Raw genomic sequence first — 14,755 nt, forward strand, 5'->3', positions numbered from 1 at the left:
TCAGATCCTTTCGGACCCGATTCCCTGTCAGCAGGGTTTGTCTTCGCGGCTGTTGGGCCGTTCCGACGTGTCCAACCTTAGCGCGTTCTCTCGGCGATCCCCAAATCGGAGCCGTTCGACGCCGATCAAGTCTGTCGAGTCCCAATTCGAATTGAATTCGGGCACGCCGAAATCAACCCCGTTGGGAGTGATCTTGCTGTGGTTGGGTGCCGCTGGCGCGGCGGAAGTGCTGTCGCAGAACCGTTACGGCTCCGCGGCAACCCGAAGAACTTTACTGATCGGGTAGGGGGCTGTCAAGCGTCCCCTGTCAACATCTTTTGTGCGGGCGTCAGTCCAGGTCGGTGAGGCGGCCGCCGGCGTCCGGCTGGGCGTCTTCCACCCGGCGCAGGAGGCGAGTGAGGACCTCGCCGAGCGCGGTGCGCTCGTCCGGGGACAGGTCCTGGAGCAGGTCCTCCTCGAAGACCGACGCCAGGCGCATCGCCTCCAGCCACTTCTCCCGACCTCCATGGGTGAGCTCCACGATGACGCGGACCCGGTTGGACTCGTCCCGCTCCCGGGTGACCAGTCCTTCGCCGACCATGCGGTCGATGCGGTGGGTCATGGCTGCCGGGGTCAGGCCGAGGCGCTTCGCGAGGTCACTGGGACCCAGGCGGTAGGGGGCGCCGGAGAGGACGAGGGCCTTGAGGACCTCCCACTCGGCGTTGCTGATGCCGAGGGCCGCGGTCTGACGGCCGTAGGCGACGTTCATGCGGCGGTTCAGGCGGGACAAGGCGGAGACGATCTGCTCCACCTGGGGGTCGAGGTCCTGGAACTCGCGTTGGTACGCGGCGATCTGCTCTTCGAGGGTCGGCTCGCTGGGGCCGGGGGTGTCGCCCATGGGCGCAGTATGGCACGGCCGTTCTTTGCCTTGAAGTCCTTGGGTATGTACTCTTTAGTTTCGAAGTTTAGTTTCGAAGTCTTCACTCCTAACTTGTGAGAGAGGTGAACGTGACCAGGGCGATGGGCGCAGCGATGCGCCGGATCCACATGGGCAACGCACTCAGCGCGTTCGGGCTCGGCTTCACCGTCCCCTATCTGTACGTCTACGTGGCGCAGGTGCGGGGACTGGGAGCCATGACGGCGGGTCTCGTACTCGCCGTTTTCGCTGTGGCGGCGCTGGTCGTGCTGCCGTTCGCCGGGCGGGCGATCGTCCGGCGTGGACCGTTGCCGGTGTTGCTCGCCGCCCTGGTCACCGCCGCCCTGGGTGCGCTGATTCTGGGGGTCGCGAGCAGTGCGGCTGCCGTGCTGGTGTCGGCTTCCCTGCTGGGGGCCGGGCAGGCCGTGATGCAGCCGGCGCTGGCCACGATGATCGTGGACTGCTCGTCGGCGGAGACGCGGTCGCGGGCCTTCGCCATGCAGTTCTTCCTGCAGAACCTCGGGCTCGGGGTCGGTGGCCTCATCGGCGGTCATCTGGTCGACACGACGAGCGCTGCCTCCTTCACACTGCTCTTCGCGATCGAGGCGGCGATGTTCCTGCTGCTGGTCGTGGTGATGGCGACCGTGCGGATGCCGCACGCGCCGCGGATCGAGGACGCGCCTGTGGCGTCGGGGCGGGGCAGCTGGAAGCAGTTGCTGGGGAACCGGGCCATGGTGCAGCTGTGTGTGCTGGGCTTCGTGCTGTTCTTCGCCTGCTACGGGCAGTTCGAGTCGGGGCTGAGCGCGTACGGGGTCGAGGCGGCCGGGATTTCGACGTCCGCGCTGGGGACGGCGCTGGCCGCCAACACGCTGGTGATCGTCGTCGCGCAGTTCGCCGTGTTGCGGTTCGTGGAGCGGCGCCGGCGCTCGCGGGTGATCGCCGCTGTCGGGCTGATCTGGGCCGTGGCCTGGGCTGTCGCCGGGTACGCGGGGCTCGGGCACGGGAGCCAGGAGATGGCGACCGCCGCGTTCGTCTCGACGTACGCCTTGTTCGGGCTGGGTGAGGCGATGCTTTCGCCGACGGTCGCCCCGCTGGTCGCCGATCTGGCGCCGGAGGGGATGGCCGGGCAGTACAACTCCGCGTTCGCTCTGGTCAAGCAGCTCGCGCTGGCCGTCGGGCCGGCGGTGGGCGGGCCGCTGGGGGCCTCGCTGCACGCGCCGTACATCGTGGCGTTCCTGCTGTTCTCGCTGGGGATCACCTTCCTGGCGGTGCGGCTGGGGCGGCAGCTCACGGAGGCGCAGGATCAGCCGTGGCTCGCGAAGAGCCGGGTCGTGGCGCGAGGTGGGGCGCCCGTTTCCGCGGACGTCTGATCCCCTCCGCCTCCCCGCCCCTCCAGTCCCTGCTCGCGTCTCCGCTATGTCCCCTGCGTACGCGGTAGCGCGAACTCGCACCAGACCGCCTTGCCGCCGCCCGGTGTGCGGCGGCAGCCCCAGTTCGAGGCGATCGTGGCGACGATGGCGATGCCCCGGCCCGATTCGTCGCCCGGTTCCGCGCGGCGGCGCCTGGGGAGGTGGTCGTCGCCGTCGGTGACCTCGATGATCAGGCGGCGGTCGGTGCGGCGCAGGCGCAGGCGCATCGGCGGGGTGCCGTGCTGGAGGGAGTTGGCGACCAGTTCGCTGGTGGCCAGGACACCCAGGTCGTGCAGGTCGGCGGGGAAGCGCCAGCTGGTCAGGACGCCGGAGGCGAAGGCACGCGCGCGTGGGGCCGCTTCCACGCCGCCCAGGAGTTCCAGGGCGGCGTTGCGGAAGAGCTCGCTGTCCGGGCCCGTCCGGGCCGGGTGCTGGAGGACCAGGACGGCCACGTCGTCGTCGTGGTCGGGGGTCACGCCGGCCGAGCGGACCAGGCGGTCGCAGACGACCTGGGGGGTGCCGGTGGCGCCGGCCAGGGCGCGTTCCAGAGCGGCGATGCCCTCGTCCAGGTCGGCGTCCCGGCGCTCCACCAGGCCGTCCGTGTAGAGGACGGCCGTGGAGCCGGGGCCGAGGGGGATCGAGCCCGAGGCGTGCATCCAGCCGCCGGTGCCGAGCGGCGGGCCGGTGGGTTCGTCGGCGCGCAGGACCGTGCCGTTCTCGTCGCAGACGAGGATGGGGAGGTGGCCCGCCGAGGCGTAGACCAGCTTGCCCTCGTTCGGGTCGTGGACCGCGTACGCGCACGTGGCGATCTGGTTGGCGTCGATCTCGGCCGCCAGGCCGTCGAGGAGCTGGAGGACCTCGTGCGGGGGCAGGTCGAGGCGGGCGTAGGCGCGGACCGCCGTGCGGAGCTGGCCCATGACCGCCGCCGCGCGGACGCCGCGGCCCATGACGTCGCCGATGACGAGGGCTGTGCGGCCGCCGCCCAGGGTGATGACGTCGTACCAGTCGCCGCCGACCGCGGCCTCCGTGCCGCCGGGGTGGTACGTGGCGGCGACGCGCAGGTCGTCGGGTTCTTCGAGTTCCTGGGGGAGCAGTGATCTCTGGAGGGTCACCGCCGTTTCGCGCTGGCGGCGTTCGCTGGCGCGCAGGCGTTCGGCGGCTTCGGCGTGGTCGGTGACGTCCGTGGCGAAGACCAGGACTCCGCGGCCGTCGCTGCCGCCCTTGCCGTCGCCCTGGGCGACCGGGGTGCAGGTGAAGGTGTAGGAGCGGCCGTCGGGGGCCTTGCGGGACTTGACCGTGCGGGGCTTGCCGCTGCGCTGGACCTGGTCCAGGAGGGGGAACAGGCCGAGGGCGTCCAGTTCGGGGAGGGCCTCGCGGGCGCGTTCGCCCAGAGGGCGTACGCCGAAGGCGGTCGTGTAGGCGTCGTTGACGTAGGCGATGCGGTGGTCGGGGCCGTGGACCAGGGCGACGAGGGACGGGACGCGGTCGAGGACCTCGCGCACGCGCAGTTCGTCGACGGCGGGTACGGACGGCGGCTCGTCAGTCAGTTGTTCGGCACGGGCGGCGGGTACGGAACCTTCCCCCCGCCGGTCCGGGGAGGTCGTCTGCTCGGTCCGCGCTGCGGCGCGGCGCTGCGTTCCGGGGAGCCGGGCGCTCCAGCGCGTGAAGTTCACGAATCCTTGCCTCGCGTAGTCGTCGGCAGCCGGCACCGGAACCGGCCGGGGCCCCGGGGGCCCGCGCCGGGGCGTGTGGGGGCACGCCCGCGGTGGTGGACCAGTCTGGCAGTGAGCGGACCGGACCGGCATCCGTCAGACGCCGGGCCGGCCGGTGGAGTTCCTGGGTCCGGTCAGGACGACCCCTTCGGGTTGTGCGGGGGGTCTTGGGAAGGCTTTCCCCCGGCCGCGAGTTCGAACTCCGCCCGGGGGTGTTCGAGTGAACCCAGGGAGACGATCTCGCGTTTGAACAGGCCGGCCAGGGTCCATTCGGCGAGCACGCGCGCCTTGCGGTTGAAGGTGGGCACGCGGCTGAGGTGGTAGGCGCGGTGCATGAACCAGGCGGGGTAGCCCTTGAGCTTGCGTCCGTAGACGTGCGCGACGCCCTTGTGCAGGCCGAGGGAGGCGACCGAGCCGGCGTACTTGTGGGTGTACGTGGTGAGGGGTTCGCCGCGCAGGGCGTGCACGATGTTGTCGCCGAGGACCCTGGCCTGGCGGACGGCGTGCTGGGCGTTGGGGGCGCACTCGCGGCCGGGTTCACCGGCCGTGACGTCGGGGACGGCCGCGGCGTCTCCCGCTGCCCACGCGTGCGTGGTGCCCTCGATCGTCAGCTCGGCCGTGCACCTGAGCCGTCCGCGGTCGTTGCGGGGCAGGTCGGTGGCGGCGAGCACCGGGTGGGGTTTGACGCCGGCCGTCCAGACGACCGTACGGGTGGGGAAGCGGGCGCCGTCGCTGAGGACGGCGACCCGGTCCGCGCAGGACTCCAGGCGGGTCTGGAGGCGTACGTCGATGTTGCGGCGGCGCAGTTCGGTGACGGTGTAGCGGCCCATCTCCTCGCCGACCTCGGGCAGGATGCGGTCCGAGGCCTCGACGAGGATCCACTTCATGTCCTCGGGCCGGATGTTGTGGTAGTAGCGCGCGGCGTAGCGGGCCATGTCCTCCAGCTCGCCGAGCGCCTCCACGCCGGCGAAGCCGCCGCCGACGAAGACGAAGGTGAGGGCGGCGTCGCGGATCGCGGGATCGCGGGTGGAGGAGGCGATGTCCATCTGCTCGATGACGTGGTTGCGCAGACCGATCGCCTCTTCGACGGTCTTGAAGCCGATGCCGTGGTCGGCGAGGCCGGGGACCGGCAGGGTGCGCGAGACGGAGCCGGGGGCGAGGACGAGTTCGTCGTACGTCAGCTGTTGCCCGCCCGTGCCCTCCTCCTCGGTGGCGAGGGTGGTGATGGTGGCGGTGCGCTTCGCGTGGTCGATGGCGGTGGCCTCGCCGATGACGACGCGGCACCGGTCGAGGACGCGGCGCAGCGGTACGACGACATGGCGGGGGGAGATGGCGCCCGCGGCGGCCTCGGGAAGGAACGGCTGGTACGTCATGTACGGGTCCGGGGTGACGACCGTGATCTCCACCTCGCCCCGCTCCAGTTCCCGTTTCAGTCTGCGCTGGAGGCGCAGGGCCGTGTACATCCCGACGTAGCCACCACCGACAACGAGAATGCGCGCACGTTCCATCACCATCCCATGACGCACCCACCGCTTGCGTTTGTCCACAGCCTCGACGAATTGTGTGACCGGAGCGGGAGAGCGCGCGGAGTTGGCCGGAAAGGCGAGCTTCGACGAGTATGCGCAGGTCAGCAGGGGTGGTGCGGGGAGCGGTCGGGGGCACATTCGGGACGTATGCGGCCCGTACTCCGATCGGTGGGCGCTCCGTGCGGAACCTGCCCCTTCTGAATTGACTCTCTCTCAACTATGTTCGTGTGTCGACGGGGTGTAGGGGGATGCGCTCACCGGGTCCGCGACGGGCGGGCCCGCGGACCATGGGCCTGTTCCTCCGTCCCGGCATCAAATGGCGGGGAGTGTCTCCGGGGGGAGACGTCATTACCGGGGGAATGCATATGCATGTTCAGGACTCTCATTGGTCGTCCGCGTCCGCTGTCGCGGCGGGTGGCGTGACGATGAGCGCGACTGCGGGCAACGGACGCGGGAACGGATCGCGGACGACGCCGTTGCGCGTGGACGCACAGCGCAATCTGGAGCACGTGCTGCGGGCGGCGCGCGAAGTGTTCGGCGAGCTGGGCTACGGCGCGCCGATGGAGGACGTGGCGCGACGCGCGCGGGTCGGCGTGGGCACGGTGTACCGGCGGTTCCCGAGCAAGGACGTGCTGGTGCGGCGGATAGCCGAGGAGGAGACCTCCCGGCTGACCGACCAGGCCCGTGCGGCGCTCGGGCAGGAGGACGAGCCGTGGTCGGCGCTGTCGCGCTTCCTGCGGACTTCGGTGGCCTCCGGCGCCGGGCGGCTGCTGCCGCCGCAGGTGCTGCGGGTCTCGGTCGAGGAGGAACGGGCCGGTCAGGCGCGGGTGCCGCAGCAGCGGACGCAGCCGGGCTCGGCGGAGCTGCGGCTCGTGCCGGAGGAGCCGGTGGCGGTCGCCTCGGTGCCGGCATCGGCGGTCACGGCGGAGGACGACGCCGGGGCGTCGGCGCTGCTCGAGGTCGTCGGTCAGCTCGTGGAGCGGGCGCGTGCGGCGGGTGAGCTGCGGGCGGACGTGTCGGTGTCGGACGTGCTGCTGGTGATCGCGACGGCCGCGCCCTCGCTGCCGGACGCGGCACAGCAGGCGGCCGCGTCGGCCCGGCTGCTGGACATCCTGCTGGAGGGGCTGCGGTCGCGGCCGGCGTGAGGCCGGACCGGCTGCTGGAACGGGCGGAGTCATCGGCCGGGCTGGTCGGCCGCACCAGTCGGCTTCGCCAGTCGATCGGGTCCGGTCGCCTTCCCAGGCCGAGGTGACGGGGGATCATTCCCCGAATGAGTGACGGCTAGTACCGGGGTGCGGCAAATCCCCACGGATGAGTGATGGTCCAGACTCCGGGGGTCTGACCAAAAGCCAATATGGCACTCTGACCCGGTGGTCTGGACGTGTTGGCCGGCTGGTGGGGGCTTTCCGCGATGGGCGTTGACGGGCGGGACGAGTCGAGCGGTGACGGGGACGCCACAGCCGGCGGCCCGGTCCTGCCGCAGGTGCCGAGCCAGGGCGGACGAGGGAGGGTCCCACCGGGCGGGCATTCCGCAGACGGCTCGGTCCCGCCGCAGCGCGCATGGCATGAGGACAGCGACCTGCCGCCGCTGCGCGAGCTGCCGCCCTCCGACGCCGATCTCATCGACCGGATGCGCTCGGGCGACGACACGGCGTACGAGGAGCTGTACCGGCGCCACGCGCAGGCGGTGCGCCGGTACGCCCGGACCTGCTGCTGTGACGCCTACACCGCGGACGACCTGACCGCCGAGGTCTTCGCCCGCATGCTCCAGGCAGTACGCGGCGGCTCCGGCCCCGAGCACGCCGTACGCGCGTACCTGCTCACCTCCGTCCGGCGGGCCGCCGCCTCGTGGACGCGGTCGGCGCGGCGGGAGCAGCTCGTCGACGACTTCGCGGTGTTCGCCGCCCAGTCCGCACGCGGCTCCGACGTGTCCGACGACGGCACGCTGGAACTGGGCGCCGACGTACGGGCGATGCACGAGGCCGAGCGGTCCCTGGCCATGCGGGCCTTCCGGTCACTGCCGGAGCGGTGGCAGGCCGTGCTGTGGCACACCGAGGTCGAGGACGAGTCGCCCAGCGAGGTCGCCACGCTCTTCGGACTCGACGCCAACGGCACGCGGGTGCTCGCCAGCCGGGCCCGCGAGGGCCTCAAGCAGGCCTACCTCCAGGCCCACGTCAGCGCCGCCCTCACCGACGACGAGGAGTGCGCGCGCTACGCCGACCAGCTCGGGACGTATGCCCGCGGCCGGCTGCGCACGCGCGCCGAGCGGGGGCTGCGCAAGCACCTGGAGGAATGCGCGAAGTGCCGGCTGGCCGCGACGCAGATCAAGGAGGTCGCCGGCGGTATCCCCGCCGTCGTGCCGGTCGCGGTCATCGGCTGGTTCAGTGCCGCCGGGTACGCCAAGGCGGCCGGGCTCATCGCCGGAGGCGCGGGAGCGGGGGCGGCCGGAGCCGCGGGTGCGGCCTCGGCGGCGGGCGGGGGGTCGTCGGCGGGCGGGGGCTCGTCGGACGGGTCGGCGGCGGGCGCCGGTTCGGCCGGTGGGACTGCGGGGAGCGGCTCGTCCGGTGGGGCCGGAGGTGGTGCGGCCTCCGAGGGGGTGGGCGCGCCGGTGAAGGCCGGTATCGCGGCCGGTGTGGTCGCCGTGGGCGTCGTGGCCGCGGTGGTGCTTGCGCTGGCCGGCGACGAGAAGCCGAAGGACGAGGCGAGGTCGACTCCCACCCCGTCGTCGCCGGTGGTCCGGCCCGCCGAGCCCACGCCCTCTCCCTCGCAGCGGGAGCCCGGACCGCGGCCACCGGGGATCGTGCCCGCGGGCGCCGAGCAGCCCGCGCCGACACCGGCGCCCAGGACCAGCACGTCGTCCACACCCTCCCCGGCCCCGACACCGACGCCCACCCCGCCGCCCGCGTCCCCGAGGCCGGCACCACCCCCGGCACCCACGCCCACACCACCACCGCCACCGCCACCGACCGAGGAGCCGCCCGCCCCGGCCGTCTACCAGTGGAGCGAACTGTCGTACGACATCAGCGGCGACGGCACCGAGCCCGAGATGCGGATCGGCGCGAGCAGCTGGGTCTGGCAGCGCTACGGCCTGTCGGCCGGCGACCAGCGGTACACGCACGGCGTCACCGTGCACGGCCGCTCCTCCGTCACCATCGACCTCAATCGCTCCTGCTCCTCGTACGAGGCGCTCGTCGGGGTGGACGACCTGACGCTGAGGCTCGGCAAGGTGTACTTCTCCGTCTACGCCGACGGGGTGAGGCTGTGGCGGTCCGGGCCGGTGGAGGGCGGTGACCCGGCGGTTCCCGTCCAGGTGAACCTCACCGGCCGCAGCACCGTACGGCTGGCGGTGGAACCGCACAGCGCCCTCGACAACCTGGCCCTGGCGGACTGGGCCGAGTCCAAGTTCACCTGCGGTTAGCGGCTTTCGACGCGGTGGCGTACGAGGTCCGAGCCTGGTCCAGCTCGCGCAGGACGTCGTCCGCGGTGAGCGCCGCGCCCCGGGCGCGCTCCGAGTCGCACCGGGCAGGACCCAGGGCGGCGTCGGCGGCTGCCCCGATCCGCTCCGCCTGGGCGTGCTCCGGCATGGGGCGGGGACGGCCGGCCCACCAGCGGTCCCCGGCACCGAGCAGCCGGGTCGCGCGCGGGAGGTCGCCGAGGTCGCAGAGCAGTCCTGCCGCGCTGTCCACGACCGTGGCCCGGATCGTGTCGGAACACCGCTTGTCCACGGCCTCGCGCAGGGCTCCGGTCAGCTTGGCCAGGGCGGGCTCCGGGCCGGACTCGCTCGCCGTGATCATGGCGTCGAGCAGATCCAGCATCACTGTGAACTGAGGCGGCGGTGTGCCGCGCGCGGCGTCCGCGCGCGCCGCCTCGCAGAGCTCGCGCGCCCGGGCGGTGTGCCCTTCCTCGGACGCCATCTGGGCCCGCAGCACCAGGACGAACGCCTTGGCGTCCGCCACGCCGTACCGGTCGGCGGCGGCGCTCGCCTCGTCCAGCGCCGCCAGCGCGGCCGGGCGGTCCCCCGCGCGGTAGGCGATCTCGGCGAGCCGGGCGATGAGGAACGGCGACTCGGCGTACGCGCCCACCTCGTAGGCGAGGCGTAGCGCCTCCTCGTACTCCCCCTTGGCCTCCTCGAAGCGGCTGCGTGCCATGGCGGCTTCTCCGGCCGCGCTGCACACCTGGGCCCGCAGCCAGCGATCACCGGCGCGGCGGCTGAGAACCCGCAGCTCCGCGAGGTCGTCGTCGACGCCGTCCAGGTCGCCGGGTGCGTCGACGACCATGTGCGTTCGGGACATCAGAGCGACGGCGACCTCCCAAGGCCCGCCGTGAGCACGGCAGTTGGCGACAGCGGAGTTCAAGGTGGCCCGGACGGCTCCCGGGTCGGCCACGAAGGAGGAGAGCATCGGCCAGACGAGACCCGGGGCCCGGGCCGCCTGTGGTCCGCCCTGCGCGAAGAACGCCCAGACCCGCTCCACGTACTGCCGCCGCTCTCTCACGAACGCCTGCACGGGCCCGGCTTCGACCATGAAGAGCAGATGCAGCATGCGCAGATCCATCCGCAGGGCGTGCAGCGGATGCCTCGCCTCCCCGTCCGGCGCGGAGAGGAAGTGGTCGACGGGATCGGACGGGCCGGGTTCACCGCCCGACGGCACACACCCGCCGGCATCCGTCTCCACGCCGAGCCGCAGGATCCGGTCGAGCCACTCCATGCCCTCGTGCCGGTAGTTGCGCAGCCACCAGAACCAGCCCATGGCCAGGACCAGAGCGCCCGCCTCCTGCTCGTCCCCGGCCGTGAGGGCCCGGTCGAGGGCCGCGCGGATGTTGTCGAGCTCGGTCTCCAGGCGGGTGATCCACGGCAGTTGCACGGCGGAGCGGAGCAGCGGATCGGCCTGCTCGACGAGCGCGCGCACCCACGTACGGTGCCGGCGCTCGGCCGCGTCACGCAGCGACGGAACCTCGGCGGCGCGCTCGACGGCGTACTCGTGGATGGTCTCCAGCATCCGGTACCGCATGCCGACGGAGCCGTCCGGGCGGTCTGAGCCGTTCGGGTCGCCTGAACCGTTCGGGTCGCCTGAACCGTTCGTATCGTTTGAACCGTTCGTATCGTCTGTCCCGGAGGGTGCCGCCACGACGAGGGACTTGTCGACGAGCGCTCCGAGCAACTCGGCGGCGGGCCCGGTGCACACGGCCTCCGCCGCCGCGATGTCCCAGCCGCCCGCGAACACGGACACCTCGCACAGCACCGTCCGCTCGGCCTCGTCGAGCAGGTCCCACGACCAGTCGACGACGGCTCGCAGGGTCTGCTGGCGCGGCAGGACCGTACGGCTCCCGGAGGTGAGGAGGCGGAAACGGTCGTCGAGCCGGTCGGCGATCTGCCGAGGCGTGAGCAGCCGGAGCCGGGCCGCGGCCAGCTCGATGGCGAGCGGCAGTCCGTCCAGGCGGCGGCAGATCTCCGCCACCGCCTGGACGTCACGGAGCACGGCGTCCGCGTCGGGACGGACGGCGGCGGCACGCTCCGCGAACAGCCGGCGGGCGTGGTCCGGCGGCAGGGGCTCGACCGGACGCACCAGTTCACCGGGCACGCCCAGGGGTTCGCGGCTGGTGGCGAGGATCGTCAGCCCCGGACAGCGGGTCAGCAGGGTCTCGGCGAGGTGGGCTGTGGCGCCGATGACATGCTCGCAGTTGTCAAGGATCAGCAGTTGGCTGCGCGGGGCGCAGTACTCCACGAGCAGGGCGACGGGGTCGTCCTGCACGGCCGTCAGCTCGCTGGTCATCAGCACGGTCTCGCGCAGACCGAGCGCGCTGACCACCGCTCCCGGCACCGCCTCCGGCCGGTCGAGCGGGGCGAGCTCGGCCAGCCACGCCTGCGGGAGCCCGGCGGCGGCTTCCTCGGCGAGACGGGTCTTGCCGGAGCCGCCCGGTCCGGTGAGGGTGACGAGTCGGGCCCTGTGCACGTCGGAACGGATGGCGTCGATCTCGGGTTCCCGGCCGACGAAGGAGGTCAGACGGGGACGGATGTTCCCGGTGCGCTCGGGCGGAGCGGGCGTGGGTTTCTCGCTCCTCGCGGCCGACGCGAGCAGGTCGGCGTGGAGGGCGCGCAGGTGCGGGCCGGGGTCGGTGCCGAGGCCCTCCGCGAGGGCGCGGCGGGCGGACTCGTACGCGGCGAGGGCGTCGGCTTCGCGGCCGGCGTCGCGCAGGGCGCGGATGAGGAGGGCGTGCAGCGGTTCGTCGTACGGGTGCACGGCGGTCAGTTCCCGCAGTTCCGGTACGACGTCCGGCGCGCGGCCGAGCCGCAGGCGGGCCTCGGCTCGGGCCCGGGTCGCCTCCAGGCGCATGGCCTCCGGGCGGGTGGCGGCGGTGCGGTCGGGGAGGTCGGCGAGGGCGGGGCCGCGCCAGAGGGCGAGGGCGTCGTCGAGCTGCCGTTCCGCCAGGGCGGGGTCGTCGGCGGCGAGCGCTTCGGTGCCTTGCTGGACGAGCCGTTCGAAGACGAAGAGGTCGATGTCGTCGGGCGTGGCCGTGAGGCGGTAGCCGCCGGTGTCCGAGGTCACGGCGTCCTTGCCGAGTGCGCGGCGGAGGCGGCCGATGAGGGCCTGGAGCGCGGCGTGGGCGTCCTGGGGCGGGTCGTCCGTCCACACCTCGTCGATCAGGGTCTGGGGTGGGGTGATGTGGGAGGGGCGTAGGGCGAGGGCGGTGAGCAGGGCGCGGAGGCGGGGGCCGCCGGCGGGTACGGCTGTGCCGTGCTCGTCTTCCGCCGTGGTGACGCCCAGGATTCTGTACCGCACCGGGTCATTGTCGCTGGGGTGGGTGTGAGGGGCGTGGGGTTTTTCGGGGCGGGTGTTCCTGTCGCGGGAGTTGCACGATCCGGCGTTTCCAGGAACTCCGCGTTGTCGCTCGGGCCGGGTGGGTTCCGCAACCCGGCGGAGCGGGGTGCCGCTGCGCCCACCCGTGCCGCCCCAGCGGCAGGACTGCCCGCAGCCAGGCGCGCGGCGGCGTTCGCTACACCCGCCGCACCCCGGCCCCCGCCCCCAGGGCCCCCCGCTGCGGCGCGATGCCTGCCGGTACGGCGCGCTGGCGGGCCGGGGTGCCCGTCCAGCAGGTGCCGCGACGGGAGAGCAGGCGGCGGAGCCACAGTTCCAGGGAGACGAGGTCGGCGAGGCCGTCCAGGGGGAGGGGTTCGCCGGCCGCCGCGGAGCGCAGGGCCTTGCGGACCACCCGGGCCTCGACCAGGCCCGCCTCCGCCAGCAGCGGCGTGTCGAACAGGGCGACCAGGGAGTCCGCCGCCACCCTCAGCCCCGTACGGGCCGCGGCCGCCGCCGTCGCCTGGGTCGGGGCGCCCCACCCGGGTGGCAGGTCCCGGACCCCGGCCCCTTCCAGCACCGTACGGAGGATCGCCGCCCGCGCCCCCGGCCGTACCCGCAACGCCTCGGGCAGCGCCCGGGCCGCGCGCACGACCTGGTTGTCGAGGAACGGCGCGTGCAGCCGCTGGAAACGGATCTCCGCGGCCTGCTCCAGCACCCGCAGGTCCGCCGCATGCCGCGCCAGCACCGCACGCGCACGGAAGTCACCCGGCCGCTGCCCCGGCCCCACCAGCTCCGACCGGTGCGTCGCCGCCTGAAGACGAACCGATACTTCAGCGAGCGCCTCACCGGTCAGCCAGCGCGCCGCCGGCCCGGGTCTGCCCCAGGTCAGCGCGGCGATCGAGGCCTCCACCGCACCCCCGGGCGCGTCCGGACCGTCGTCCGCGCGGTGGTCGAGGAGGCGCTCGGCCAGCGATTCCAGCCCTGCCCTGTACGGCGTACGGGACAGCCGTCGCGCCGCCGCGTACACGCGCGCGGGGACCAGTACCGAGCCGTCCGTCCTGGCCAGCGCGGCGACGGGGCGCACCAGGTGGCGCCGCTTGCGGTCCATCAGCAGGTCGGCCAGGCGCGCGGGATGGGCGTCCAGAACCTGCCGCGCACCGTAGCCCGTGAAGTGGTCCGCGCTGCCGGCCGCCAGCCGCGCCCGGTGCCGGGCCGCCGTCACCAGGGACGCGCCCGGCTCGTCCGTCAGCGGGCCCTCCAGGTCGGCGTACGGAAGGGTCTCCTCGCCACCGGCCACGACGACATGGTGCAGACGCGGGTTCGCGGCCAGCGCGCCCGCCCGCTCCAGCTCGGCCTCCCGCCCTGCGACGGCCAGGTCGTTGAAGGTGACCGCCAGCAGCCGCTCCCCCGCGCCCGTGCCGTGCCCCAGCACCGTGCCCGGCATCCCGGGCAGCCCCGCGGCCAGCAGCGCCAGCGTCCCCGAGGCCGGCCCGCCGGACAGGTCCGCCCCGATCCCCGGCACCGGCATCCCGCGCGCGGCACGCCGCTCGGCAGGCCCCATGCCGGGCACCGGCCCTGGGTCGATGTCCGCCCCGGGGACGTGCCGCGGCGCGGACAGCCGGGTCCGTACGGCCTCCACGAGGGCGTCGCGCACGGCGTCGACCGCGCTGTCGGGATCGGCCGAGGGCGCCGCCACCGCCAGCGAGGCGACCGGTTCGTACCCGGCGATCTCCCGCGCCCCGGCGCGAAGGATCAGCGCATGCCCCGGCGGAATGCGCTTCACGCCGTCGTACGGCGTGGAGTCGTGAAGCGCTGCGGGTACGTCAGGGGCGGCCAGCAGCGCGGCGAGGTGCCCGAAGTCGAGGTTGGCCTCGATGAGGTCGGCCAGCGGCAGCGCGGCCGTCGCATACGCCGTGCCGCCGGACCAGGGGGTGTAGAACACCGGCCGCGCGCCCGCGAGGTCGCCGCAGACGGTGATGCGCCGGCCGACCTGCACGATCGCGGTGTAGCTCCCCGGCCAGGCGGTCAGATGCCGAAGTGCCCCGCCGCGCGCGGCGAACAGCGCGACGCGCAGCTGCTCGTCGGTGGCGCCGCAGATGCCGAGGACGGCGATGCGCGTCCGGTCGTCGGCCTTCACCACCCGCACCTCGTCGGGGCGCCAGTCACCGACCGCCCACAGCGGATCGGGGTCGCCCCACAGGAGTTGGGAGCCCACCGGATGCAGGGTCTCGCCGTCGGGTCCCGTGGCCCCCGCCGAGCCGGCAGCGACGGCTCCCGCGGCGGTGCTGCTCCATCCCACCAACCACCGCATCGCCGCCTCCACAGGCTGTGGACAACCAGTGCACCGTACGAACCGGTTCACCATGCTGCCATGAAGGAAGCGTTCCAGAGTGTGCCCGCGCCGCTTGCGCTCCGC

At 73.4% G+C, this 14,755-nt stretch carries 9 protein-coding genes; 4 read left to right on the forward strand and 5 right to left on the reverse strand.

All coding sequences use genetic code 11. The features are described from left to right. Positions 1 to 286, forward strand: a 286-nt coding sequence (locus AOQ53_RS46535; protein WP_236711811.1) for a hypothetical protein, incomplete at its 5' end; no start/stop codon positions are given. A gap of 42 nt (positions 287 to 328) precedes the next feature. Here the strand turns inward: AOQ53_RS46535 and AOQ53_RS24795 are convergent. Further along, the gene (locus AOQ53_RS24795; RefSeq protein WP_059420547.1) at positions 329 to 877 is read right to left on the reverse strand and encodes a MarR family winged helix-turn-helix transcriptional regulator; all 549 of its coding nucleotides are present in this window, start codon (positions 875 to 877) and stop codon (positions 329 to 331) included. Between the two features lie 122 nt (positions 878 to 999). Here AOQ53_RS24795 and AOQ53_RS24800 point away from each other — a divergent pair, with 122 nt between their 5' ends. After that, complete coding sequence (locus tag AOQ53_RS24800; RefSeq protein ID WP_059420548.1) at positions 1,000 to 2,265, forward strand: MFS transporter; 1,266 nt, start codon at positions 1,000 to 1,002, stop codon at positions 2,263 to 2,265. Between the two features lie 44 nt (positions 2,266 to 2,309). Here the strand turns inward: AOQ53_RS24800 and AOQ53_RS24805 are convergent, their stop codons facing one another. Then, positions 2,310 to 3,977 (reverse strand): ATP-binding SpoIIE family protein phosphatase, encoded by a 1,668-nt coding sequence (locus AOQ53_RS24805; RefSeq protein WP_059420550.1) that lies wholly within the window; start codon positions 3,975 to 3,977, stop codon positions 2,310 to 2,312. 173 nt (positions 3,978 to 4,150) lie between these two features. Further along, positions 4,151 to 5,530: an NAD(P)/FAD-dependent oxidoreductase gene (locus AOQ53_RS24810; protein WP_059420551.1), complete on the reverse strand. Its 1,380-nt coding sequence runs from the start codon at positions 5,528 to 5,530 to the stop codon at positions 4,151 to 4,153. Between the two features lie 377 nt (positions 5,531 to 5,907). Between AOQ53_RS24810 and AOQ53_RS24815 the strand changes: the two genes are divergently transcribed. Continuing rightward, positions 5,908 to 6,687: a TetR/AcrR family transcriptional regulator gene (locus AOQ53_RS24815; protein ID WP_078945488.1), complete on the forward strand. Its 780-nt coding sequence runs from the start codon at positions 5,908 to 5,910 to the stop codon at positions 6,685 to 6,687. Positions 6,688 to 6,953: 266 nt separating this feature from the next. Continuing rightward, positions 6,954 to 8,960, forward strand: coding sequence for a sigma-70 family RNA polymerase sigma factor (locus AOQ53_RS24820; RefSeq protein WP_059420555.1), 2,007 nt, complete (start codon positions 6,954 to 6,956; stop codon positions 8,958 to 8,960). Here AOQ53_RS24820 and AOQ53_RS24825 read toward each other — a convergent pair. Both AOQ53_RS24825 and AOQ53_RS24830 read right to left on the reverse strand, forming a co-directional pair. Further along, on the reverse strand, positions 8,947 to 12,321 hold the full coding sequence (locus AOQ53_RS24825) for an AfsR/SARP family transcriptional regulator (RefSeq protein ID WP_059420557.1): 3,375 nt from the start codon (positions 12,319 to 12,321) through the stop codon (positions 8,947 to 8,949). The genes AOQ53_RS24820 and AOQ53_RS24825 overlap by 14 nt on opposite strands. Before the next feature lie 214 nt (positions 12,322 to 12,535). Then, positions 12,536 to 14,650: an asparagine synthase-related protein gene (locus tag AOQ53_RS24830; RefSeq protein ID WP_059420559.1), complete on the reverse strand. Its 2,115-nt coding sequence runs from the start codon at positions 14,648 to 14,650 to the stop codon at positions 12,536 to 12,538. Positions 14,651 to 14,755: the final 105 nt, after the last annotated feature.

Source organism: Streptomyces azureus (assembly GCF_001270025.1).
Lineage (GTDB): Bacteria > Actinomycetota > Actinomycetes > Streptomycetales > Streptomycetaceae > Streptomyces > Streptomyces azureus.